The sequence below is a fragment of the Candidatus Symbiopectobacterium sp. NZEC135 genome (assembly GCF_025962695.1).
The window spans coordinates 1-23150 of sequence record NZ_JAGFPF010000040.1; the positions used below are offsets into that span (position 1 = coordinate 1).

Sequence of the window (23150 nt, forward strand, 5' to 3'; positions counted from 1 at the left end):
ACGCCCATAGGCGCGGGTGCGGCTTTTCCCTTGTTGTACGCCATCCCAGCTTACGCGCAATTCCGGGTAGACGAACAGCCCACTGCGGCGCGCCTCTGCGTCGGGCAAGGAGCCATCTGTCACGTAGGCTTTTATGGCTGCGCGTAGCGCGTTAACCGCATCGTTATACTGCGAACTGAGTAAATCCAGCGCTTGTGCGGCCGTGAGGCGGGCAGGGGAACCACAATGCGTCATCGTTCTTCCATCCTTTTTGGGTTATTTCCCGCAATATCATTGCGGCGGTTATACCCAGCATAGATCAGCCACGTGACGAAACGTATATCCATTATTCTGTTTGGTGAGGCTTTGAACAATATCTCGGTGCGGAGTCCGGGATAATAGCGCTTGATAGCAGAAAGAAAAAAGGCGCACAGAAGCCTGTGCGCCTGAGGTCAGCGGGGGGCGATTATGCGCGATCCCAGTGAGATTGTGCTTCACCGTTGATGTAGAGCGTGCGTTGATCCTGCGCGGGCAGGCGAACATGCAAGCGCTTCCAGGCAGGAGCGAAATCACCTTCCTGCGTGAAGGTCACATCAATGCGTGAGTTGTCGCTGGTGATGTTCCAGCGCAGCCACAAGGCGTTGCCTTGCTGCCAGCCGTTGGTTTCACCGTCATCTTCAAACAGCAGGCCGCTGTCCTGACCTTTACCACAGGGTGGGAACAGCAGCAGATCGCGCTGATCGTCCGTTTTATGGTCGACGTGTTTCAGGCGTGCAGAGGTTGGCAGCATCGCACCAGCGCGAACCAGCAACGGCAGGCGTTCCAGCGGCGCATCCAGGGTGATGGTTTGTCCGCCGCTAAACCAGGTGCCGGTGTAGAAATCGTACCAGCCAGACGCGTTCTTCGGCAGGTAAACCTGACGCTGACGCTGACCTTGTTCAACCACGCTGGCAACCAGCACATCGCGACCCAACAGGAAGTCATCGGTTTCTTGGAACGTGACGGCATCGTGTTCGTGGTCGAGGAAGGTAGGACGCAGCATCGGTTCATCGTCCTGGCTGGCGTGCCATAACTGGGTGTACAGGTAAGGCAGCAGACGATAACGCAGCGCAATGGCGTCGCGGATTGCAGGGGTGACTTCCGGGTACATCCAGGGTTCGTTGACCGTGTGATCGTCATTCCAGGAGTGGATGGTGAAACGCGGATGCATCACGCCGTTTTGTACCCAACGTACGAACAGCTCAGCATCGGGTTTATCACCAGAGAAACCGCCGACATCGTGACCGACGTTGTACAAACCGGAGAGACTCATACCGACACCCATACGGATGTTATAGCGCAGCGTGGTCCAGTTGGTGCGGTTGTCGCCGCTCCAGGTTTGCACGTAACGCTGCATCCCGGCACAGCCGGAACGGGAGATCAGGTAAGGGCGTTTTTCCGGCGCAAAGCGTTGTTGCGCTTCCATCGACGCACGCATCATCAGCAGCGGCATTACCGGGCGAATGTGTTTGATGGCGATGGGTTTGCCAAAGCCAAAGCAGCGCGCTTCGCCGTCCCACACTTCATATTCGTTGTTGTCGTTCCAGGTGGAATCGATACCCATTTCCAGCAGTTGCGAGGTGACGTTATCCTGCCACCATTTCACCGTTGCCGGGTTGGTGAAGTCAAGGTGTGAGCCTTCATCGTCCCAGAAGCAGGAGCGTTCAGGTGCATCTTGCTCGGAATCACGGATAAACAGTTGCTGCTCTGCTACCTGCTGGTACATCGGGTGGTCTTGCAACAGGCACGGTTTGATGTTGGCGGCCAGTTTCAGACCAGCATCGTGGAACGATTGGCTAAGCACCTTCGGTTGCGGCACTTTGTCGTAGTTCCAGTTAAATACGTAACGTTTATTGCCAATCGAGGTGTAGCCGGAGGACAACTGGAATGAATCACACGGGATAGCGTGTTCTTTACACAGTTCGATGAATTTCAGCAGTTGCTGCTGCGCATCGGGCGCGTCGGTGTAGTGCATGGTCGAACCGCTGTAACCCAGGCTCCATTTGGGGCCAAACAGGGTTTTACCGGTCAGACGCACGAATTTCTTGGTGACGTCGAGCACACGTGGGCCGAGGAACAGGTAGTAGTCGAGATCGCCCGCTTCTGCGCTGTAGCGACGGTAGGCTACGTGGTAGTTATCCAGCTCATTACCCAGATCCAGACGAGTGCTGCTCAGGTTGTCGTAAAACATCCCAAAGCTGACGTCCCCGCGGCGGGTGATGGTGAACGGCACGTGTTTGTACAGCGGGTCGGTAGACTGCGCGTTGTAGCCCATGGCATCGAGGTTACGCATTTCGTAACGGCGGCCAGCGCGGTTCAAATCACCGGCTTTCTCACCCAGCCCGTAGTACTGTTCCTGCGGATGGCGACGCTGATAGTGCTCAACGCCATCACCGTGGGCGTTCAACAGGTATGCACTGGTGTGACGGTCGGCTGCGAGCGGCTGCCAAACACCTTGTTGGTCACGGTATTCCCATGACAGCCACAGGGGTTGATGCACGGTAACGCGCAGTGTATCGGTAGCGATTTGCAGGCCGTCTTCAAGGGTGGTCAGGGTAAAACCGGGCAGGGCAAAGCCCGCGGTGCTTTCGCGTTCACGTCCTTCCCATGCCACATCTTTCCCTGCTTCCGGGGCGATGCTCCAGGTGCGATCCAGGGCGAGTTCCCCTTTACGTTTGATCAGCACACGAAACAGGTCATTTTCCAGCACATACAGGCGAAACAGATGCTGGTTGTCTACGTTGATTTCAACAAACGCTTGTGTCTGTTGGTTTAGCACCCAGTTTTTCAAAATTTTCATAGCAACGTTCCAAACTAAACAATCGAAGACATCACAGTACGAAAGGCCTTGTCGTAACAAGGCCTTTCTACAGCACGTTATGCAGCGCGCGCTTTATTACGACGCTCGGCGATGAAGGTAACCAGGAAGATGGCACCAATCAGGTCAAAGAAACCCATGGCGATAAACAGCGGGTTGTAGCCGATTTTGTCTGCCGTAACACCAATCAGCAGTGAGAACAGGAAGCTGGCGATCCAGGCAAACGAGCCACGCATCCCGTTGACCGTTGCCATTTGGCCTTTCTCGAACGACTCAACCACCAGCGCACTCAACATGCAGGAGATGATTTGGTGACCGAAACCACCGATGGAGATCAGCAGGATAGTGATATACGGGTCTTTAGTGAGCGCCACCATTGCCAGCGAAATCATCAGGAATGCGCCGGTAACGGAGCTGGCAACCACGGAGTTGACGCGGCTGCAACCAAACAGACGGGTATAGACGCGAGTCAGATAACCACTGGCGATACTGCCCAGGTCAGCGGCCAGGAAGGGCAGCCAGGCAAACATGGCGATCTGTTTCAGATCCATACCACGCTCTTTCGCCAGATACAGAGGCACCCAGAAGCTCAGTACGGCCCAGGCCGGTTCAGCCATAAAGGCAGGAATGGCGATACCGTAAAAGCGTTTGTTTTTACCTACTGTTTTCAGTGCGGTGAAGAAAGGCAGCTTAACCGGCGCAGGTTCGTTATCTTGCTTGATGAAGTCCAGCTCGGTTTTGCTCAGGTTCGGGTGTTTTTCCGGGTCATGATAGAACAACCACCACAAAACGACCCACAGCATGGCCAGCACGCCGGAGAACATGAATGCACCCTGCCAGCCGAGGTAGCTGTGTGCAATAACAATGATGGGGGGCGCTAACATGGCACCGATAGAGAAGCCAACGCCAGCCCAACCTGCGGCTATCGGACGCTCTTTTTTCGGGAACCATTCACCAAGGGTTTTGGCGTTGGCCGGGGTAGCTGCCGCTTCTGCTGCGCCCATAAAGAAGCGCAGGATCGCCAGATGCAGCCAACTGCCCGCACCTGCGTGGAACATACACATCAGCGCCCAGATAGAGGCACATACCAGAAAGCCGACTTTCAGACCGATAACGTCAATCAGCCAGCCGCACAGCGGTTGGAAAATGGTGTAGGCCAACTGGAATGCGCCAACGATCCAGGAGTATTGCTCTGTGGTGATCCCCATGGTGGCTTTCAGTTCAGGCGCCAGGATACCCAACGAGTTACGCGTAATGTAGTTAACGGTGACGCCTAAGAGAAACAGCCCCAAAACCCACCAACGCAGGTTCTTGATTTTTCGTTTCCCGTGCGCTGCGGGGGCAGCGTTGTCAATATTGAGACTCATGATAATCTCCGTCAGAGGGTGATGATTGATTTGGCCTGATAAGTTATTCTTTCTGTTACACCATCAGTAACCTAAAATACTCACCCTATCGCTATATTCTGATTATTTATATTAAAATTCAGGTTGTTATATAAGACTCTTCTTGAGGTTCTGTTTTCTCAATTGGTCTACCAATTAAGCCTAAAGGAGATAATCGATGTGGGATACGCTCTTTTTTGCAAAAATTTTCATAATATTGGCTTATTTTACCGTTGGACATAAAAACCGGTTAGGATATGGGCAGTTCTAGCATGAAAATTTTTTCATCTTCAAATTTGAAGGGGATCACAAAATGAATGGAAAGCTTAAAATCAAGGAAATTGCGGCACAAACCGGGCTTTCTATCAGTACGGTATCTCGCGTGTTGTCAGGCAAATTTAACACCAGCGAAAAAGCCAAGCAGCGCGTGATGGCCTGTGCGCGAGAGTACGGCGTGCTTGATGATATCGCTTCTGGGCGCCTGTTAATCAACGGAATTATGGTGTTTGCACCGTCGCGAGCGTTTGATTCGCGGTCTGACATCTTTTACTACAAAGTGATACAGGGGCTGGTCAATGCCCTGACGCCCCATGAGGTACGTTTACGCTACTGTGGCCTGGAAGAAAACAACAGTGATGCAGCCCTGTTTCTGGAAAAGATGAACGACCCCCTTACGGAAGCGGCCCTGCTGATCGGGATTGATGATCCCTATATTCACGCCCTGGCGGCTGATTTGGGTAAACCCTGCATCCTGATTAACAGCTATGACAGAAAGATGCGTTTACCCAGCGTCTCGCCGGACCACCGCTTGATTGGCGAAGTGGCGATGCACTATTTGATTGAGCAAGGGCACCATAACATCCTCAATCTGGTCTGTTTGCGGCGCTATACCATGGAGTGGCGTTTACAAGGGATCCGTGAAGCGCTTAGCGCCCATAATCTTCCTTTTGATGAGTCGCGTCATCTGTTGCTGGCAAACGGTTTTAGCGCTGTAGAGAGTGAGCGCGCATTGACGGAATTTCTCGCGCAGTGCCCAAACGATCAGCGACCAACCGCCATTTTGGCCGGCGGCGATTTTATGGCGTTAGGGGCAATGAATGCGTTGCAACATGCAGGGATTCGCGTACCGCAGGATATCTCCATCATGAGCATTGATGGTTTTAATCTGTTGGCGTTGCATGATATTGCGCTAACCTCGTTGCATGTGCCGCGTGATGAATTAGGCGAAGAAGCGATCAGGTTATTGCAACAGCGTCTGGCATCACCGCTACGTCCAGCCAGCAACATTTTGCTGCACGGCACGATGGCACTTAATGCCTCCGTTAAACGGCTGCGGGCCAGCAGAACGCCAACGCGCGGTGATGAAGAGAAACTCTACGATTAAGATGACTCACGTCGCAGGGCAAAAACGCGCAATGCGGCGTGAGCGATCGTCTGTTTAGCTTAAAACCACTGGCCGAAACGTCGGATATAGATGCGTTTCATCACCTGAGTGAGCAGGCAGTAGCTCAGCAAGGTGCCGACTAACCAGGGGAAATATTCCCACGGCAGCGGGGTTAAACCGATATACGCTCCCAGCGGTGAGAACGGAATATAGATCCCGACCGCCATGACCAATGCGGTGGTCAGCATCACCGGCAGCGCGGCGGTGCTTTGAATAAAGGGAATTTTCTGCGTGCGCAACATATGCACGACCAGCGTTTGCGACAACAGCCCTTCAATAAACCAGCCTGACTGAAACAATGCCTGATGCTCGACGCTGTTGGCGGCGAACACATACCACATCACGGCAAAGGTCGTAATGTCGAATAATGAAGAGGTCGGGCCAATCCATAGCATAAAGCGGCCAATGTTCTTTGCATCCCACTTACGCGGGCGTTGTAAGAACGATTTGTCCATTTTGTCCCACGGCAGGCTGAGCTGCGAGATATCGTACATCAGGTTTTGCAGCAGCAGATGGATGGCCAGCATCGGTAAAAAGGGAATAAAGGCGCTGGCAACCAACACGGAAAATACGTTACCGAAGTTGGAACTGGCGGTCATGTTCAGGTATTTGATGATATTGCCGAAGGTTTCACGTCCGGTGATCACCCCTTGTTCAAGCACCATCAGGTCTTTTTCCAGCAGAATGATTTCTGCCGACTCTTTGGCGATATCCGTTGCGGTATCCACCGAGATACCGACATCCGCATCACGCAGTGCCGGAGCGTCGTTGATGCCATCCCCCAAAAAGCCGACGGTATGACCGTTGTGTTGCAACATTTTCAGTACGCGTGATTTTTGCATTGGCGTCAGCTTGGCAAACAGTGTGCGTTGCTCCACTTCGCGCGCCAGCGTTGCATCATCCATCTTATCGATATCCGCACCGAGCAGCGGCTGGTCTGCATCAAGGCCTACATCTTTGCACACTTTGCTGGATACCACCGGGTTGTCACCCGTGAGCACTTTGACCTGCACACCGTTTTCTCTCAGCGCAGTGATGGCGCAAGCGGATGAGGGTTTCGGGGGATCGAGGAAGGTCAATAGACCATGGATTACCAGGTCCCGCTCATCGGCTTCGGTAAGTGGGAAGTGGTAATCGCTGGCACCAAATTCACGCGTTCCTATCATCAATACACGGAAACCCTGCTGGTTATAACGCTCTGCCAGTGCCAGCAGCGCACTACGACGGGCATCATCCAGTGGACGCTTTTCACCGTTATCGTCAATATGGGTCGCGATGGCAAGCATCTCTTCTACCGCACCCTTACAGATTAACTGGTATTGCTGGTTTCCGCTGTTGAGTAAAATGGACAGGCGACGGCGAATAAAATCAAAGGGCAGCTCATCGATTTTGTCATGTCGGGTCAGCGCCGCAATGTCCGGTTTTTCCTTGCCGAAGCGGATGATGGCTTTATCCATCAGGTTTTTCATCCCGCTTTGGTGGAAACTGTTCAACCAGGCCAGTCTCAGTACCTGCTCGCTCTCTTTACCGTTGACGCACAGGTGGTGCTCGAGAATGATGCGATCTTGCGTCAATGTCCCGGTTTTGTCGGTGCAGAGCACATCCATGGCACCAAAGTTTTGGATGGCGTTCAGATGCTTGACGACCACTTTGCTGCGCGCCATTCTGATTGCTCCCTTCGCCAGATTGGCGGTAACAATCATCGGCAACATTTCTGGCGTCAACCCAACCGCGACGGCCAGCGCGAAAAGCGCCGCTTCGGCCCAGTCGCCTTTGGTAAAACCGTTAATCAGCAATACCACGGGCACCATCACCAACATAAAGCGGATCAACAAACGGCTCACGCTGTTGACACCGCGATCGAATGCCGTTTGCGCACGGGTGCCGATGATGGATTTGGCCAACGAACCAAAGTAGGTGTGGTTGCCGGTAGCCACGACAACCGCTTTGGCGATGCCGCTGGAGACATTGGTGCCCATCAAGCAGATATTGCCCATCTCCAGCAGAGATGCACTCTCCTGAACGATAGGCGTCTGACAGGATTTCTCTGCCACATGGGCTGAGGTGTCATATTTCTCAACGGGCAGGGATTCACCGGTAAGGACCGCCTGGCTGATAAACAAATCGCGTGATTCAACCAGTTTTACATCCGCGGGCACCATGTCACCTGCCGAAAGTAAAATGATATCGCCAGGCACTAACGCTTGCAGCGGGATCTCATGGCATTCCGCGCGAGCATTGGGGTGGGCGCGGCGCAGTACGGTGGCGGTGGTGCGCACCAGTGATTTCAAGGCCTCTGCTGCTTGATTGGTGCGGAATTCTTGCCAGAAACGCAGCAGACCGCTCAGGGTTACCATGACCAGAATGATGATTATGCCTGTTAAATCGGTCTCTTCTCCGCGCTGCAAGGGCAACCAATAATCGGTAAATGTACCGATGGCGGCCAACGCCAGCAAAATAAAAATAAAGGGGTTATTAAAGGCGCTGATGAGCTGTGTTAACGCAGGGGGCGCTTTTTCTTGCGCCACTTGATTGGGACCATTTTCAAGTAAGCGCTCCTTTGCCTCTGCCTCAAGCAAACCGTCCAGGTTGGCTGCAAGCGAGGTAAGGGTGCTATCAAGGCTTTTTACCGCTTCATCTGCAATAAGGTAACTTTTTTTCACCGACTGCTGACGGCGAACGGGCAGGTTTTCTAACATCTGAGTCATAACCGTTACTCATTTTTAGGCACATCGCTTTCAGGAGGTCTTTTTACGGACCGTCTTTTTTAAGGGCGCAGAGAAACCGTCCTTCAAAGGCATGATGTGCAAACGGACTAATTGTTATGCGTAGCAGAGAGGACGGAGAAGCAAACGTGTTAGCGTGTCATCCCTTGCTACGCGTTATAAATTGCTGACTGGGGTGATCGTCCATTTCGGCTCCTTAACCGCTGAGAAGCGATAGCGTGAACGTAGTGATGCGGAACGCCAGGATCGCAGGAGTATCCGGAGACACCAGGCGTGTATTCAGTATGATCGCTTGACGGTAAGGTGGGGGCGCATTGTCATAACGCTGCTACCGCTGCCTGAGAGCAAGGGATTACTGGATATAAAGGCGCTATTGGCCGGGAGGAAAGAGTGCGTATGTGTAAAGATGCATTTTAATGCTTCCTGTTTATACGGCTGTTCGTATCTGCCGTCATGAATGAACGTTAACAGGGATGCAATCGTGATTGAAATGCTGATTGCGCCGCCCGCCGTTACCGGCAAGCCACGCACAATAGAATGTGTCAGTTTGCCGGAGAGATAATGCTGTTGTTTTTACCATCAATGTTTTTACGATCGATGCTTTCACAACCTCTATCGCTTTGACTGTCCAAAAATCTCTCTCCGCAGTTATACTGTGCGTACTATAGCGGATGAATTCTAAACGTATCCGCAACGCGTGAGTGATTCATATCCGTTTCATGAGGAATGTGACGCTCTCAGCCTTTTGCCCGCGTCAGTACGATAGAACACGCATAGCGATCGGCGGGGTGCACTGAAATCGTGGTTTCAAACGCATTGCCGTCTCGATCCAGATAGCGGCGCACAATCTTCAGTGCGGGCGATCCGGGTTCAACACCCAGCACCTTGGCAATTTTCGCTGTTTCCCGAATGCTGGCAACGTGTAGACGATGACATCTCGGCTTGCAGTTGATTGTCTGTGCCATGCCATAGTCAGCAACTACGCTATCAATCCTTTTCACGACGCGCAGATTGTTGTTCGTCAGAAAAAATCTTCCAAACAGGTTAGCGGGCGGTTTAGTCCTTTATGCACCTAATGCCCCCTCGCATCGGGGCAGGCAAGGCTCGAGGCGCTTACTGTACCGTTCGGTTGCGGCCTTTCCGTTTAGCGATATACAAATTTTTATCTGCGGCAGCAAAGAGTTGGTGTACGTGTTGCGTCAAGTCCATCCCTGGAGCGGTCCCATAGGCAATGCCGATACTCACGGCAACGGATACCGGTGAGCCATTAATCAGGCAGGGGGTGTCGTGAATTTGCGTGCGCAAATGTTCTGCTAACGCAAAGAAGTCTTGCTCGGAGAAATCAAAACACACCGCTGCAAACTCTTCTCCACCGATGCGGCTCACTAAGCCCGGTTCAGGGATAGCTTGCTGAATCAGGTTTGCGACGTGTTTTAAAACATGGTCACCGTTATCGTGTCCGTAACTGTCGTTGATGGTTTTGAAGTGATCGATATCAACCAGCATCATATTGATAGCCGCTTGACGATATCGGGGGATTTTCCCATAACTATTTAACGCATCGTTAAAACCATAGCGTGAAAGCAGGTGCGTGAGGAAATCGTGGCTGGCCTGCATTAACAAGCGGTGATTGAGCTGGCGGATGGTCTTTGCGTTCATGGCCATCAGCAACGGGCTAAAGATGATAGCGGCGATACTGATGCGGGCTATGGTGATCGCCTGCATAAACAGGGCATCCTGATGGTCATACATTTCCTGAACGTGAAGCGCTGTTGCGATCAGTTCAACAACACCCGTGCACAAGGTAATCAGGCGTATCGCCCACAGCGGGTACACGATGGCGCACCAGGTGAGCGCAGGCAGGGGGAACGCCAGAATGGCAATCGGGCCAACCAGCGTGCCCAATCCCAGTGACAGCACAAGGAATAGCAAGGGGATGCTGCTGTGCCAATCTGCTTTGGGTATGCGCAATGTGAAATCGCTGCGCAGCGTCAGCAGTAACGGTAAAAACAGCACTGCGGTATAAAACTGGTCACTGAACCAGTTGAGCACATCCTGTTGAAACGGCTGGCGTGTTTGCTCGGCCATGTGTTGCGCGAACGCGCCGACCAACGCACAGCAAAGGGCGGCGATCATACAAGAAGCAAATAGGTGTAATGAGGAGGTGATATCGGCTTCTGGCTGACGATATCGTTCTGGCCAACGCAATAATTTGACCAGCACAATGATAAACACCAGGTTGGCACCATTGATGGTGAAGGCGCTGATGCCCCAGCCATAAAGCAGGCTGTCTTGCGCGATCATGGCGCTGTAGGTAACGCAGTAATACCAAGGGGTATTCAGATAGCGACACCGATAAAACAGAGCGGCAACCAGAATGTTGACGGGCCAGAGAACAGAGAGATCGATGCCTGACATACGCGCATGTGAACCTAGCATGCAGCCCAGTAGTGCCAACATAAAAACGTTAAAGCTGTTTAGAAGCACATTGTCACTTTTAAACAGTGTCAGGTTTACGCGCATAATCTCTGCCCATTTCTCCACGGGATAGTGCTCTGCCTCTCAAATAGCGTGTAATCATACACGTAAGCCCGGGAGCAAACAGTACTCTGCATGAAACCTGCTGGTTTTTAACGTATTGTTTTTGATCACAGTAGAGGCAAACTCTCGGTATTTCGGTAAAAAAAGCCGCTAATAACGGGATAGAAAATCCTTTTTAGCGCTAGTGTTATAACCAGAATACTGCGTGATGGCATGCGCATACTTTTTCACTGTCAGGAGTTCATCATGAGAATAAAACAGGGTATGTGTGGATTGTTGATGCTGCTGCCGCTTTATGGCTTGGCACAGGCGACGGGTTCTGACGTTATCGAGGGTTACACTACGCAGCAGATTGCCGATGCTCTACCGAAAGCGATAGATGGCTTGCAGAGGCGCACGGTGGAAGTGGTCTCGGATTACCATACTTTTCAGGTGGAATACGTTGATCCTGCTACCATGCGTAAAGTGCTGGTCACGCTTTATACCTTACCGGCAGATGCAAAAGGCAATATCCCCGTCGCCTCCAGCGATCGCGATCTGGACGCCGTGGTCGCCAGTGCTGAAAAAGAAATGTTGCGTCAGCGTATCAAACCGGAAATGAAAGAGCTGGCGGCGCCGGATGCGCCCCGATTTCGCTGTCTGCAAACGGTAATGAATGAAAAAGTGGTGCACCAGGTTTGCTCAACCTTGTTTAAGGGGCGCGTGCTGGAGATCCAACCCGTCACTCTGGTAAACGACAAGAATTTCGCGCCAGCTATGCAACATGGTGAGGCGTTGGTGGTACAGTTCGGCAAAATCATGAGCAACGCAGTGAAATAAAGTGGAAGGGCAGGCTGGTAAACCAGCCTGCTTTGCATCAGTCAGGGTTTTCTGTCCAGTCAAACTCCAGTTGTCTGGCGGTTTTTTCTGCCAGCGTGCGCCCCGCAAAACGCTCGACCAGATGCAGGCTCATATCAATGCCAGCAGAAATTCCTGCCGACGATACGAGCGCCCCTTGGTCAACCCAGCGCACATCACTTTTCACGTCCAGCGTAGGGAACATGACCTTCAAGTCGGCAATATCTTCCCAATGGGTCGTTACTGAACGGTTGCCAAATAGCCCGGTTTTGGCGAGTAAAAAAACACCAGTGCAAACAGACGCACTAATGGTTGTTTGCGGGATTTGGTGAGCAAGCCAGTCAATCACTGTGGTTTTTTCCATCTCTGCGGTAACTACCCCACCGGGGACGATCAGACAATCCAACGCAGGATGATCGTCGAGTGCGTAGTCGGGGTCGATCTTTAAACCTGCACGCGCGCGCACTGGAACAGGTTTTTCTCCGAGCGTGAACACATTGAAACGCGGTGTGGAACCACCCGCCACACGCGTTGCGCAGGTAAAAACTTCATAGGGCCCTGCAAAATCTAATACCTCAACATTATCAAAAACATAAATTCCAATTTGCAGCGTCATTGCTGGCTCTCCGCAGGAAGGGACATCCCTTGGATGGTATAACCAGGTGAGGAAAAAAGAAACGTCATGCCAATAAGAGCATAGTGCTTACAGACAGGATTGCGGTAGTTGTTAATTCCGAAAAGTAAGAAAATCTACCTATTTTCGCACTGCCATTATCACTCTGTTGTAGTATGTGCTGGTATGTATTTCTTGTTTACTTGGTATCAAATTTCGGCTCGTTTTATTGCGTGCCATTTTAGCGTGAGGTATTTATGCAACGACAGAAGTGGTTTAGCGTGTGTGTCCTAACTATTCTGCTGATGACGACAGGAACCTGGACTTTGCATTTTTTCCTGGATGGTGGGGTTGTCAAAGGGATTGCCTGTTACTTTGTAAAACTGATGAGCGGAATTACGCCACTGGCGGCAATCCGCTCTGTGGTTATGCCCCAACATAGCCCGAAGGCCATGTTGGGGTACCAGAAGCGCCTTACTGCACGACCCTAGCTCCGAATAACCGCTATACCAGATCGAAACGATCCAGATTCATCACTTTATTCCAGACAGCCACGAAATCGTGCACAAATGATGCCTGCGCATCAGCACTGGCATAAACCTCTGCCAGCGCACGTAGCTGTGAGTGTGAACCGAAAATCAGATCTACGCGTGTTCCCGTCCATTTTGGTTGACCCGTGGTGCGATCGCGCCCTTCAAACAGTGTGTGCGATGCATCAATCGGGTGCCAGGTGGTATTCATATCCAGCAAATTGATGAAGAAATCCGTGGTCAAGGTGCCAGGGCGTTGGGTAAAGACACCGTGCGCGGTTTGCCCGGTATTAATATTCAGTACGCGCAACCCACCGAGCAGTACGGTCATTTCCGGTGCTGTAAGGGTAAGCAACTGCGCCTTGTCCACTAACAATGCTTCCGGACTGATGCTGTAGTGCCCTTTCTGATAGTTGCGGAAACCATCGGCAATGGGTTCGAGTACATCGAACGAGGCGACATCGGTTTGTGCCTGAGAGGCATCCATCCGTCCTGGAGTAAAAGGAACGGTGACCGATTGGCCTGCTTGTTGCGCTGCCTGTTCGATGCCCACGACGCCACCCAGCACGATGATATCGGCCAGTGAAACGCGTTTGTTGCCTGATTGTGCGCCATTAAATGCGTGTTGCACGCGTTCCAAAACGCTCAACACCTGCGCCAACTCTGCGGGCTGGTTTACTTCCCAATGGTTCTGTGGCGCAAGACGCAGACGTGCGCCGTTAGCGCCACCGCGTTTGTCTGAACCACGAAACGTGGATGCGGATGCCCAGGCCGTTGCGACTAACAGTGATACGCTTAGCCCCGTTGCGGCAATCTGTTGTTTCAGCGTGGCGATATCCTGCTCGTTGACCAGTTCATGATTCACTGCAGGGATCGGATCTTGCCAAATGAGTTCTTCGCTCGGCACTTCCGGCCCCAGGTAGCGAGCACGTGGTCCCATGTCGCGGTGAGTCAGTTTGAACCAGGCGCGCGCAAAAGCGTCGGCGAATTCCTCGGGATGTTCATAGAAGCGTCGCGAGATTTTCTCATAAACCGGATCAACGCGCAGGGAGAGATCGGTGGTTAGCATGGTGGGAACGTGGCGCTTTGCCGCATCGTGGGCATCGGGTATTTTTCCAGCGCCCGCGCCATGTTTTGGTTGCCACTGGTGTGCGCCCGCCGGGCTTTTAGTCAGTTCCCACTCGTAGCCAAACAGGTTTTGAAAGAAGTAGTTACTCCACTGGGTCGGGGTTTGTGTCCAGGTGACTTCCAGCCCACTGCCAATGGTGTCCCCGCCTTTTCCGCTACCGAAGCTGCTCTTCCATCCTAATCCTTGTTCTTCGATGCCTGCGGCTTCCGGTTCGGGCCCGACCAATGCGGCATCGCCTGCACCGTGTGTTTTGCCAAAGGTATGGCCGCCAGCAATCAATGCCACGGTCTCTTCGTCATCCATTGCCATACGGCTAAAGGTTTCCCGAATGTCTTTGGCGGCGGCGAGTGGGTCGGGGTTGCCGCCGGGACCTTCCGGGTTGACGTAAATCAGACCCATTTGCACCGCAGCCAGCGGGTTTTCCAGATCCCGTTCACCAGAATAGCGTTTATTATCCCCAAGCCAGGTGGTTTCCGCACCCCAGTAAACATCTTCTTCCGGTTCCCATACGTCGGGGCGCCCGCCTGCAAATCCAAACGTTTTAAAGCCCATGGATTCTAATGCCACGTTGCCGGTCAGGATCATCAAATCGGCCCATGAGATGTTTTGGCCATATTTTTGCTTGATCGGCCATAGCAAACGCCGTGCCTTATCGAGGTTTACGTTATCAGGCCAGCTGTTCAGTGGCGCAAAGCGTTGCTGTCCCGCTCCTGCGCCACCGCGTCCATCGCCAGTACGGTAGGTTCCGGCGCTGTGCCAGGCCATACGAATAAAGAGCGGGCCATAGTGGCCGAAGTCTGCAGGCCACCAGGGCTGGGAATCAGTCATCAAGGCATGGAGATCTTTTTTAACCGCTGCTAGATCGAGCCTGTTGAAGGCGGCGGCGTAATTGAAATTTTTACTCAGCGGGTCGGAGAGCGGGCTGTGTTGATGGAGTACTTTCAGACTGAGCTGATTTGGCCACCAATCCTGATTCGTGGTGCCGCTGCTGGCGATAGGTTTGCTGCCACCGCCAGAAAATGGGCATTTGCTTTCAGTTGTCATGCAATATCTTCCTCTGCTGATGAGTTCCATGGGGCCTGGCACAAGGTTGCCCGGTACAGTGCTGTGGATACATTAAGCGTAGCCATCTTGTGGGCATTGTTAAAATCGAAAAAGACAACTATTACGATAGTTATGATCTATGTTTATTTATAAATCGATAGGTTGAGTAGTCTATGGCAAGGTAGGGGATGACAACGCACGACTGGGTAGTCGGTATGTCATCACGTTGGCAGATCTTTATGTCTAAAGAGTGAACGATATGTGAACAGTAAAAAACAAAAACCACTGAAATAACTTCATAAATATTATAGTGTTATTGTATCTCACTGATTTTAATGTCATGGGGTTATCACTGAAACTCTCATGTTTTTGTCGATAGCGGTCGATAACAGATAACAAGGAGTTGAAGAATGCCACGGATAGCTTACAGTGAAAGGACTGTATCTTGTCATCTGAACTCGGACGACGCGCGACACCTCGCTACTGCACATAAATACGCATTCTTATTGAGGGTATAATGGATAATTTTCAAAAAGAGATAGATGAGAGAACAAATCTCACTTCCTCCAATAAATTTGAACTGCTGTTGTTCCGTTTGGGTCCCGCAACGCAGGGCGCCGAGTCTGAGTTGTATGGTATCAATGTGTTCAAACTCCGTGAAATCGTGCCAATGCCCTCGCTGACCAAAGCGGCGGGTATGAAACCGCCGATGATGGGGATGGTGAACATTCGCGGGCAGGTCATTCCGGTTATCGATCTGCCAGCATTGCTGGGCTGTGAGCCAAGCACTGGGTTGAACATTCTCCTCATTACCGAGTATGCGCGCAGCACGCAGGCTTTTGCTGTGGAATCGGTGGATGATATTGTGCGCCTGGACTGGAGCCAGGTGCTGGCCGCTGAGAATGGCGTTAATTCAACCTACATTACCAGCATCGCGCGGTTGGATGCTGATAAATCCAGTAACCGCTTGGCCTTGGTTTTGGATGTAGAACAGATTCTGCACGACATGAATCCGGTCGATCGCGACATCAAAGAAGATAAACTGAAAACCAAAGGGTTCCGTCTGAAGCCGGGCACGGTTGCGATTGTAGCCGATGACTCCAAGGTAGCTCGCTCCATGCTGGAACAAGGCTTGAGCGTCATGCAGATCCCCACGTTGATGCATGTCACCGGTCAGGAAGCCTGGAACAAGATTCAAGCGATGGCGAAGGAAGCTCAGCAGGAAGGACGTCCGATTACGGATAAGATCTCCTTTGTGCTGACGGATCTGGAAATGCCTGAAATGGACGGTTTTACGCTTACCCGTAATATCAAGCGTGATGAATTCCTTAAAAAACTGCCGGTGATTATTCACTCTTCACTTTCTGGCAGCGCGAATGAAGATCACGTGCGCAAGGTGGGGGCGGATGCCTACGTGGCTAAATTTGAAATTAATGAATTGGCAGAGGCGATCCACTCTGTTCTAGACTGATAGCGTTGCCAATGTTCAAGATTCATGCCGCGGGTGCCTTAATGTGCATCAGCGGCATTTTTTATTATGCCTGTTGCGGTGTTTTGGAACACAGCCAGATGCCAAAGACAATCAGTAGCGCACTGACCAGATGAAAGGTTTCCAGTGTAGTATTGAGGAACACCAGACTAAATACTCCTCCCGATAACGGAATCAGGTGAGTATAGATTTCTCCCCGCGTTGCACCAATATCGCCAATACCTCTGTTCCAAAAAACATAGGAGAGCCAGGACGGGAATATGACCAGATAGGCCAACCCTGTTAAAAAATCCCCGCTAAATCTCTTTCTCTTAATCAACAAAGTGTGGATGATTCTACACCGCAATAATATTGACAATGATTCATATCAATAAGAATCATATTTTGGCACATAGATCAAATAATGGCTATTGGCAACTATATTCTGATTGTTGTGTTGTGCTGATACAATTTTGTTGCGAAGAGGATATCGGCGATAAAAATTTTCTTATAGATATGTATGGTTTTTTTCATCAGTGTCTACTGTGCTTATCAATATAATTACTCTGAAAAATAGTATGGGTGAAATTATTCTGTGCTGGCCTCTTGTAATAAGATAAATACCTGATGGTTTGTCTGAGGGTTTTTATCTATTTTCTTTGTATATGAGGGTGTTACCCCTTTCAGCGAGAGCACAAGGAGTGAACAATAATGTCGCATAGTATCGCACTACCTAACAGTGGAGATTTTATTTATTCTGATTTTAAATTGTTAGATAAACTCTCTGATTCTAATGATATATGTAGAATTACGAGAAATAAAAATGGTGAGGAATATTTGTCTTCGGCATATTCATTGAAAGAGAGATTTATTCAATTCATTTCTTATATTCCTCTGCTATCTCGCATGGATTTTGTCTCCAAACAACTTGATTTAATCAAAGCAGATCAGGCAGAGGCTGTTTCTGTTTTTTTACGTGTATTACGAGACGAATTTGGTAGTAACAGCTTTTGTTCTGAGAATCGTTGCCACGAAAAACGGCCGGACTTTCTAAAATGTAAGGATATTTCTATTTGGCTCAACGATGCTGCAAATTCGACCATTCATCAACGCGAATGCACTGACGTAAATAATGAGAACCTGGCAAATTTGAAATCCGGGTTGATATCAAAATTCAGTGCATTATCTTCGGAGTCTCTTGATTCCTTTGTTGAAAATAAAATTAGTAATAATCATGTGGATATCATTGTCAATAAAATAAATGTGATTTTACAAAAAACAAAGATCCCAGAGCATCTTCATGTTAATTTGAGAGCGAGCATTCTTGAACACCTCAATCTCAATGCGTTGGACAGCGAGCATGCGTTGAAATCTATTTCAGATTTTATCTGTGATTTTATGAATGTGAGCCACATGACGAATAACAAAGTACCTTTATGTGGAAAGCCATTCAAGCTACCTGACGATGTATTACGTATTTTGGAAAGAATACAAACCAAAACTGATTTTACTTCTACAGGGATTCTTCTCGCTGGTGTCGCTGAGCTTAAGGCGGAGATTAAATCTGCGGGGCAGATAAAAGATGAAATAAGAAGTAGTTTGCATGCCTATACGATGATAAATGCTTACATGCATTCGCTTGTTGCACCCGCACTTCCAATGTCGCTTGAGTATGAATATATCTCTGCTCATTCATTGGCCTCCCAAACGCTATCTGTACCAGCGGCACGCCGTGCGCCATCTATGCCAACGGTATCACAGGTATCATTGGCTCCCCCGCCTCCACCTATGCCTTCGACATTATGGTTATCATCCGCCCCCACATCCCAACCACAGCTTTCATCCCGAACATCGCAATCGGAGAAGTCTAAAGGTGGAATAGAAAAAAAAACGATGACACATGCTGCGCAAGCAGGAGGAATCACGGGCGTAATGAATGACGAGTCATTTTTTAAAAAATTACAGCAAAGACGTAATGCGTTGGAAGGTAGACCCCAAAACGAGAACTCGCGTGAGGATAGTACCACTGAAAGAGTTAAAGCGGTAAGTCATCATCATGATGACACAGGTATGCTGGCAATAATGCAAAGAGGATTCGAAAAAACCTATCCCTCTCAAGTACCTTTTGATTCAGGAGCGTCTGATGATTCAGGATTAAATACTCACTCCAATCGGTCATCGGTTTCTGGAGACTCAGCATGGAGCGAATAAACCCCGCATTGCAAATTAAGCATCTGGGAGAGATTTTAGGGCTGGAAATTTTTCTCGATGAAAAACAACAGGCCGTTTTAGTTATCGATGGACAGTTCCCGGTATCTTTGCATTTTTATGACGAGCAATGGCATTTTTATAGCATGGTATGTCATTTGATCAATGATCACGACACCCTCTCTTTCTATCAAAAAGTATTGATAAAAAATTTAAGCGAGTTACGCTCAGGTATCGGGGGGCTTTGCTTGAATGAAACCGCAGAGATTCTCATGTATGTGGGGGAACCTAAGAAGACGATCTATAACGCGAACGAGTTGTACGAAAGTTTAAATCAATATGTACAGCGTTTGGATGCGCTGCGTGAAATGCTGGAATAGGTTCGGTTTGAACGGGGTGTCGCTGTCACGACGTCCGTGAGATAAACAGAAAAGCCTTCCCTGCATATGGTCGTTGAGCAGGGAAGGTGATGATTAGCGTTATTATTTATTACCACTTTCTTGCGTTGTGTTTGGCGCAGTGATGAGAGTACGCCGCATATTTATTCCGGTGACGCCCAATGCCAGTGTGATCAGTGGTGCAGCAATGTTAAAGATGGCAAACGGCATGTAGGCCATGGTGGAAACACCGAGCACGGCGGCCATATAAGCACCACAAGAGTTCCAGGGAATTAACGGCGAGGTGACAATACCTGCATCCGACACCGCCCTGGAAAGGTTTTCCGGTGCCAACCCTCTTCGGGCAAATTCAGATTTAAATAAGCGGGTGGGCAATAGCAGAGCAATGTATTGATCGCCTGCGGCAATGTTTAAACCAATCGCAGTAGCAACCACCGAAGCAATCAAGCGGCCTACCGTTCTGGCACGCAATAACAGCGGTGTAACCAGCTTGTTCAACAGACCAAAATCATCCACCATTATGCCAAAGGTGACTGCGCCGATGATGAGCCAAATGGTCAGCAACATGCTATCCATGCCACCGCGCGACAGTAACGCATCGATCTGCTCAATCCCCGAGTTCTCCTGAAAACCCGTTGCCATTGCTGTCCACATGGCTTTAAGGGCAAGCAGGATGGGGGCGGTATCAGGCTCAACGATAAAACGCAGCACCACCTGTGGCTGCATTATCGGTGTCATAATGCCTGCCAGTAATGCGGAACACATAATCGCCAGTGACGCAGGCACCTTTAATACCGAAAGCGTAAGTAAAAAGAACAAGGGCAACAGGTTCCAGGGCGTGATGTTGAACAGTTCGTTAAACCGTTTCAACTCATTATCCGTGACGGTGGCATCGAAGGCGCTGTGTTGATTAATGCCGAGAATAATAAACGCTAGCAGGGCAATAACGGCTGCGGGCAGCGTTGTCCACATCTGAGTGCGAATATGTTTATACAGCTCGACGCCATTTAATTGGGCTGCCAATACGGTGCTTTCAGAAAGCGGCGATACTTTATCACCCACATAAGCACCGGAAATCACGGCACCTGCCGTAATTTCTGGGGATAAGCCGAGCATATTGGCTAATCCTACTAAGCCAACGCCCAATGTACCTGCGGTTGTCCATGAACTGCCAATACTCAGCGATACACCTACACACACCAAAAAAGCGATAGGATAAAACCAGTTAGGCATAATCATGACGATGCCGTAATACACCATGGTTGGAATGGTGCCAGACATGTTCCAGGTGCCGATCAATGCACCTACGGAAAAAAGAATAAAGATGGCACCGGAGACGGTGGCAATCCCTTTTCGCCCTGATTCAGAAATCTCTTCCCAACTGTGGCCATTTTTTAATATCACCATCGACGTGATCATGGTGCTAAGAATAATGCCCACTTGCAGCGGGCCATTTACCGCATCCAGGCCGAATAAGGTAACGGATGCCCCCACCAGCACGATTAAGGTGACGATCGGGAGTAAAGCATCAAAATAACTTGGCGCTTTTATTGTACGGGGAGACTTGGGATCGTTGACCATATATGCTCCATATCCCGTTAAGGTGAAAATGTTTTTTTAAATTTGGCATGATCGTGTTGCGCGGCGCTTTCTGGTTTAAGCATAGCCGCTTTTTGCCGTGGTATCGAAGTATGTAATGGGACACCCATTGCCAAAGGTTAGTCTGTTTTTCTCATCCCTTTTTTACTTTGTAAAGATTCCCTATGAAATTGTAAAGAAATGCAAATGATAATGACTATTGTTTGCATTCTTATTCAAATCGTCGCGCAAGCCACTTCGTTGGCATCCATCTAGACGCGTTTAAAGGGAGTTGGGATGATAAAAAAAATGTTTGTTTCGGCACTTGCCATCACGGCAGCGCCTTACGGGATCTCCGCAGAAAATAACGATGTTATGGTTGTCACTGCTTCGGGATATGAACAAAAACTGCGGCAGGCGGCGGCCAGTATTTCTGTCATCAGTCAGCGTGAGCTCAGTCAGAAAAGTTATACCGATCTTGCCGATGCGCTCAGTGATATTGAAGGGGTGGATGTCCATAGTACGACGGGCAAAACGGGCGGCCTTGATATCAGTATTCGCGGTATGTCCAGCAGCTATACGCTTATTCTGATCGATGGTATCCGACAAAATGGTACCGCGGATGTTACGCCAAATGGGTTTGGTGCCATGAATACCAGCTTTATGCCGCCGCTTTCTGCCATTGAACGTATTGAGGTTATTCGTGGGCCGATGTCGACGTTATATGGCTCTGACGCTATTGGCGGCGTGGTGAATATCATTACCAAAAAAGTGCCCAATGAGTGGGGCAGTACTGCAACGTTGGAGCACACCTTTCAGGAAAACACCGACTTTGGTGACAGTTCTAAATTTTCATTCTATTCCGGTGGGGCATTAATTGAAGATAAACTGGGGCTGTCTCTACGTGGCAGTATTTTTCGTCGTGGGGCTTCTCAGGTTGAATCATCAAGTACCGGTACTGAACTGAGTAAGCGTGGGCCAAACCCCGTTAAATCGGATAATTATACGCTTGGTAATAAATTGCAGTGGCAGGTCAATGACAAAAATGCGCTCTGGCTGGATGGTGAAATCGCCAATCAGAAATATGATAACGCCGAAAACCAACTCGGTACGATCGGTGCCGCAGGGGGATATGAGGATACGCTGCGCTATCAGCGCCGCAAAGTGACCCTTGGCAGTGATAATTACCTGAGTTTTGGTACCTGGAGTTCGAGCCTCTCGTACAATAAAACGGAGAATAAAGGCCGGCTGATCACCAACGCTTCTGTTCCTGCCGCTACAGGCCTGGCGGGAACCAAGCGCGTTCTTGAAAATACTAATATTATCCTTGATTCCAAACTGGTCGCGCCGCTGGGTGACAGCCATCTGTTAACGGTAGGAGGACAGTATTGGGATGCTCGCATGAAGGACGGCATCGTTCTGGCGAATAACGGCAAAGCGTTCCGTCAGGACGCGTGGTCTCTGTTCACTGAGGATGAATGGCGAATTGTCGATCCGCTGGCGCTGACGTTTGGTGCCCGTTATGAACATCAGGAAACCTTTGGCGGACATGTGAGCCCTCGTGCCTATCTGGTGTGGGATGCACATGATGATATCACCGTGAAAGGGGGCGTCAGCACTGGATACAAAACGCCGTCTCTGGCGCAATTGCACGATGGTATCAGTGGGGTAAGCGGGCAGGGGGCGATTAGCACGATCGGTAACCCGAAATTGAAACCGGAAGAGAGCGTCAATACTGAACTGGGCATTTACTATGAGAACCAGAGCGGTTTTGGTGCTAACGCGACGCTATTCCACAACCGTTTCAAAAACAAAATCAACAGCGAAGTCATCGACAGCGTCACCAGTACCTATACCAACATTGGCCGAGCGACCACTCAGGGCATTGAGCTGGCAACAATCATTCCTCTGTGGTCTGATGATTGGTCACTCAACATGAACTACACCTTCACTGACAGTGAACAAAAGGATGGCGAGAATAAAGGGGCGTCACTGACCAATACGCCCAGACATATGGCGAATGCGCGTTTGAATTGGAACGTGAATGAGAAACTCTCTACCTGGTTAAAGGCAGAGCACCGCAGTAAAACCGCGCGATTCACTGACAACTACGAAAACCTGAGCCCTGCGAATAAGGTGGTTTACGACAATCTGGGCGCATATTTTAAATCCTTTACTGTCTACAATCTTGGCGCATCATATAAAGTGTCCAAAGATGTGACGCTCAATGGCGCTATCAATAACTTGACGGATAAAGATTTTACCCGGACACACGTGTTTGCTGTGGGAAGCGGGACAACAACCGCTGGGGATTACTTTACCTCTTCCCAGAGTACTACCGGTTATGTGATGCCTGGGCGTAATTACTGGCTTTCCGTGAATGTGAATTTCTGATCCTTCATGCGTTGTTGCG

The 23150-nt window shown here is 50.1% G+C and carries 15 protein-coding genes and 1 pseudogene; 6 read left to right on the plus strand and 10 right to left on the minus strand.

Features of this window, described 5'->3' with window-relative positions; all coding sequences use genetic code 11:
* The 3 genes and pseudogenes from J5224_RS17090 to J5224_RS17100 form a co-directional block, all read right to left on the minus strand.
* Positions 1 to 234 (minus strand): annotated as a pseudogene (locus J5224_RS17090) (AMP nucleosidase); the annotation flags it as partial.
* Positions 235 to 445: 211 nt separating this feature from the next.
* The gene (locus tag J5224_RS17095; RefSeq protein WP_264626517.1) at positions 446 to 2818 is read right to left on the minus strand and encodes a glycoside hydrolase family 31 protein; all 2373 of its coding nucleotides are present in this window, start codon (positions 2816 to 2818) and stop codon (positions 446 to 448) included.
* 77 nt (positions 2819 to 2895) lie between these two features.
* On the minus strand, positions 2896 to 4203 hold the full coding sequence (locus J5224_RS17100; RefSeq protein ID WP_264626518.1) for an MFS transporter: 1308 nt from the start codon (positions 4201 to 4203) through the stop codon (positions 2896 to 2898).
* A 331-nt stretch (positions 4204 to 4534) separates the two neighbouring features.
* Between J5224_RS17100 and J5224_RS17105 the strand changes: the two genes are divergently transcribed.
* Positions 4535 to 5605 carry a LacI family DNA-binding transcriptional regulator gene (locus J5224_RS17105; protein WP_264626519.1) on the plus strand — a complete coding sequence of 357 codons (1071 nt, stop codon included), beginning with the start codon at positions 4535 to 4537 and terminating at the stop codon, positions 5603 to 5605.
* Between the two features lie 59 nt (positions 5606 to 5664).
* Here the strand turns inward: J5224_RS17105 and mgtA are convergent, their stop codons facing one another.
* The 3 genes from mgtA to J5224_RS17120 form a co-directional block, all read right to left on the minus strand.
* Positions 5665 to 8373 carry a magnesium-translocating P-type ATPase gene (gene mgtA / locus J5224_RS17110; RefSeq protein WP_264626520.1) on the minus strand — a complete coding sequence of 903 codons (2709 nt, stop codon included), beginning with the start codon at positions 8371 to 8373 and terminating at the stop codon, positions 5665 to 5667.
* Positions 8374 to 9128: 755 nt separating this feature from the next.
* The gene (locus J5224_RS17115; protein ID WP_264626521.1) at positions 9129 to 9392 is read right to left on the minus strand and encodes a UTRA domain-containing protein; all 264 of its coding nucleotides are present in this window, start codon (positions 9390 to 9392) and stop codon (positions 9129 to 9131) included.
* Positions 9393 to 9504: 112 nt separating this feature from the next.
* Positions 9505 to 10830 (minus strand): GGDEF domain-containing protein, encoded by a 1326-nt coding sequence (locus J5224_RS17120; RefSeq protein WP_264626522.1) that lies wholly within the window; start codon positions 10828 to 10830, stop codon positions 9505 to 9507.
* A gap of 348 nt (positions 10831 to 11178) precedes the next feature.
* Between J5224_RS17120 and J5224_RS17125 the strand changes: the two genes are divergently transcribed.
* Complete coding sequence (locus tag J5224_RS17125; protein ID WP_264626523.1) at positions 11179 to 11751, plus strand: hypothetical protein; 573 nt, start codon at positions 11179 to 11181, stop codon at positions 11749 to 11751.
* Positions 11752 to 11788: 37 nt separating this feature from the next.
* Here the strand turns inward: J5224_RS17125 and J5224_RS17130 are convergent, their stop codons facing one another.
* Together J5224_RS17130 and katG are read right to left on the minus strand one after the other, a co-directional pair.
* Complete coding sequence (locus J5224_RS17130) at positions 11789 to 12385, minus strand: DJ-1/PfpI family protein (RefSeq protein WP_264626524.1); 597 nt, start codon at positions 12383 to 12385, stop codon at positions 11789 to 11791.
* Between the two features lie 501 nt (positions 12386 to 12886).
* The gene (gene katG / locus J5224_RS17135) at positions 12887 to 15085 is read right to left on the minus strand and encodes a catalase/peroxidase HPI (protein WP_264626525.1); all 2199 of its coding nucleotides are present in this window, start codon (positions 15083 to 15085) and stop codon (positions 12887 to 12889) included.
* A 517-nt stretch (positions 15086 to 15602) separates the two neighbouring features.
* Here katG and J5224_RS17140 point away from each other — a divergent pair.
* Positions 15603 to 16556, plus strand: coding sequence for a chemotaxis protein (locus J5224_RS17140; RefSeq protein ID WP_222160116.1), 954 nt, complete (start codon positions 15603 to 15605; stop codon positions 16554 to 16556).
* 64 nt (positions 16557 to 16620) lie between these two features.
* On the opposite strand, the gene J5224_RS17145 is transcribed toward J5224_RS17140, so the two are convergent.
* Positions 16621 to 16920, minus strand: coding sequence for a DMT family transporter (locus J5224_RS17145; RefSeq protein WP_264626541.1), 300 nt, complete (start codon positions 16918 to 16920; stop codon positions 16621 to 16623).
* 344 nt (positions 16921 to 17264) lie between these two features.
* Here J5224_RS17145 and J5224_RS17150 point away from each other — a divergent pair, with 344 nt between their 5' ends.
* Complete coding sequence (locus tag J5224_RS17150) at positions 17265 to 18764, plus strand: hypothetical protein (protein WP_264626526.1); 1500 nt, start codon at positions 17265 to 17267, stop codon at positions 18762 to 18764.
* Entirely contained in the window at positions 18752 to 19141 is a 390-nt protein-coding gene (locus J5224_RS17155; protein WP_264626527.1) for a CesT family type III secretion system chaperone, read from the plus strand. The genes J5224_RS17150 and J5224_RS17155 overlap by 13 nt, the downstream gene beginning before the upstream one ends.
* A gap of 102 nt (positions 19142 to 19243) precedes the next feature.
* On the opposite strand, the gene J5224_RS17160 is transcribed toward J5224_RS17155, so the two are convergent.
* Positions 19244 to 20740, minus strand: a complete 1497-nt coding sequence (locus J5224_RS17160) for a Na+/H+ antiporter NhaC family protein (RefSeq protein ID WP_264626528.1) — start codon at positions 20738 to 20740, stop codon at positions 19244 to 19246.
* A 306-nt stretch (positions 20741 to 21046) separates the two neighbouring features.
* On the opposite strand from J5224_RS17160, the gene J5224_RS17165 reads away from it, so the two are divergent.
* Entirely contained in the window at positions 21047 to 23131 is a 2085-nt protein-coding gene (locus tag J5224_RS17165) for a TonB-dependent receptor (protein ID WP_413544690.1), read from the plus strand.
* Positions 23132 to 23150 lie beyond the last annotated feature (19 nt).

Excerpts from the sequence above, each read along its gene's own strand:
- J5224_RS17095 (WP_264626517.1), bottom strand. The coding sequence starts at position 2,818 with ATGAAAATTTTGAAAAACTGGGTGCTAAACCAACAGACACAAGCGTTT.
- J5224_RS17100 (WP_264626518.1), bottom strand. The coding sequence starts at position 4,203 with ATGAGTCTCAATATTGACAACGCTGCCCCCGCAGCGCACGGGAAACGA.
- J5224_RS17105 (WP_264626519.1), top strand. The coding sequence starts at position 4,535 with ATGAATGGAAAGCTTAAAATCAAGGAAATTGCGGCACAAACCGGGCTT.
- mgtA (WP_264626520.1), bottom strand. The coding sequence starts at position 8,373 with ATGACTCAGATGTTAGAAAACCTGCCCGTTCGCCGTCAGCAGTCGGTG.
- J5224_RS17120 (WP_264626522.1), bottom strand. The coding sequence starts at position 10,830 with ATGCTAGGTTCACATGCGCGTATGTCAGGCATCGATCTCTCTGTTCTC.
- J5224_RS17125 (WP_264626523.1), top strand. The coding sequence starts at position 11,179 with ATGAGAATAAAACAGGGTATGTGTGGATTGTTGATGCTGCTGCCGCTT.
- J5224_RS17130 (WP_264626524.1), bottom strand. The coding sequence starts at position 12,385 with ATGACGCTGCAAATTGGAATTTATGTTTTTGATAATGTTGAGGTATTA.
- katG (WP_264626525.1), bottom strand. The coding sequence starts at position 15,085 with ATGACAACTGAAAGCAAATGCCCATTTTCTGGCGGTGGCAGCAAACCT.
- J5224_RS17140 (WP_222160116.1), top strand. The coding sequence starts at position 15,603 with ATGGATAATTTTCAAAAAGAGATAGATGAGAGAACAAATCTCACTTCC.
- J5224_RS17150 (WP_264626526.1), top strand. The coding sequence starts at position 17,265 with ATGTCGCATAGTATCGCACTACCTAACAGTGGAGATTTTATTTATTCT.
- J5224_RS17155 (WP_264626527.1), top strand. The coding sequence starts at position 18,752 with ATGGAGCGAATAAACCCCGCATTGCAAATTAAGCATCTGGGAGAGATT.
- J5224_RS17160 (WP_264626528.1), bottom strand. The coding sequence starts at position 20,740 with ATGGTCAACGATCCCAAGTCTCCCCGTACAATAAAAGCGCCAAGTTAT.
- J5224_RS17165 (WP_413544690.1), top strand. The coding sequence starts at position 21,047 with ATGTTTGTTTCGGCACTTGCCATCACGGCAGCGCCTTACGGGATCTCC.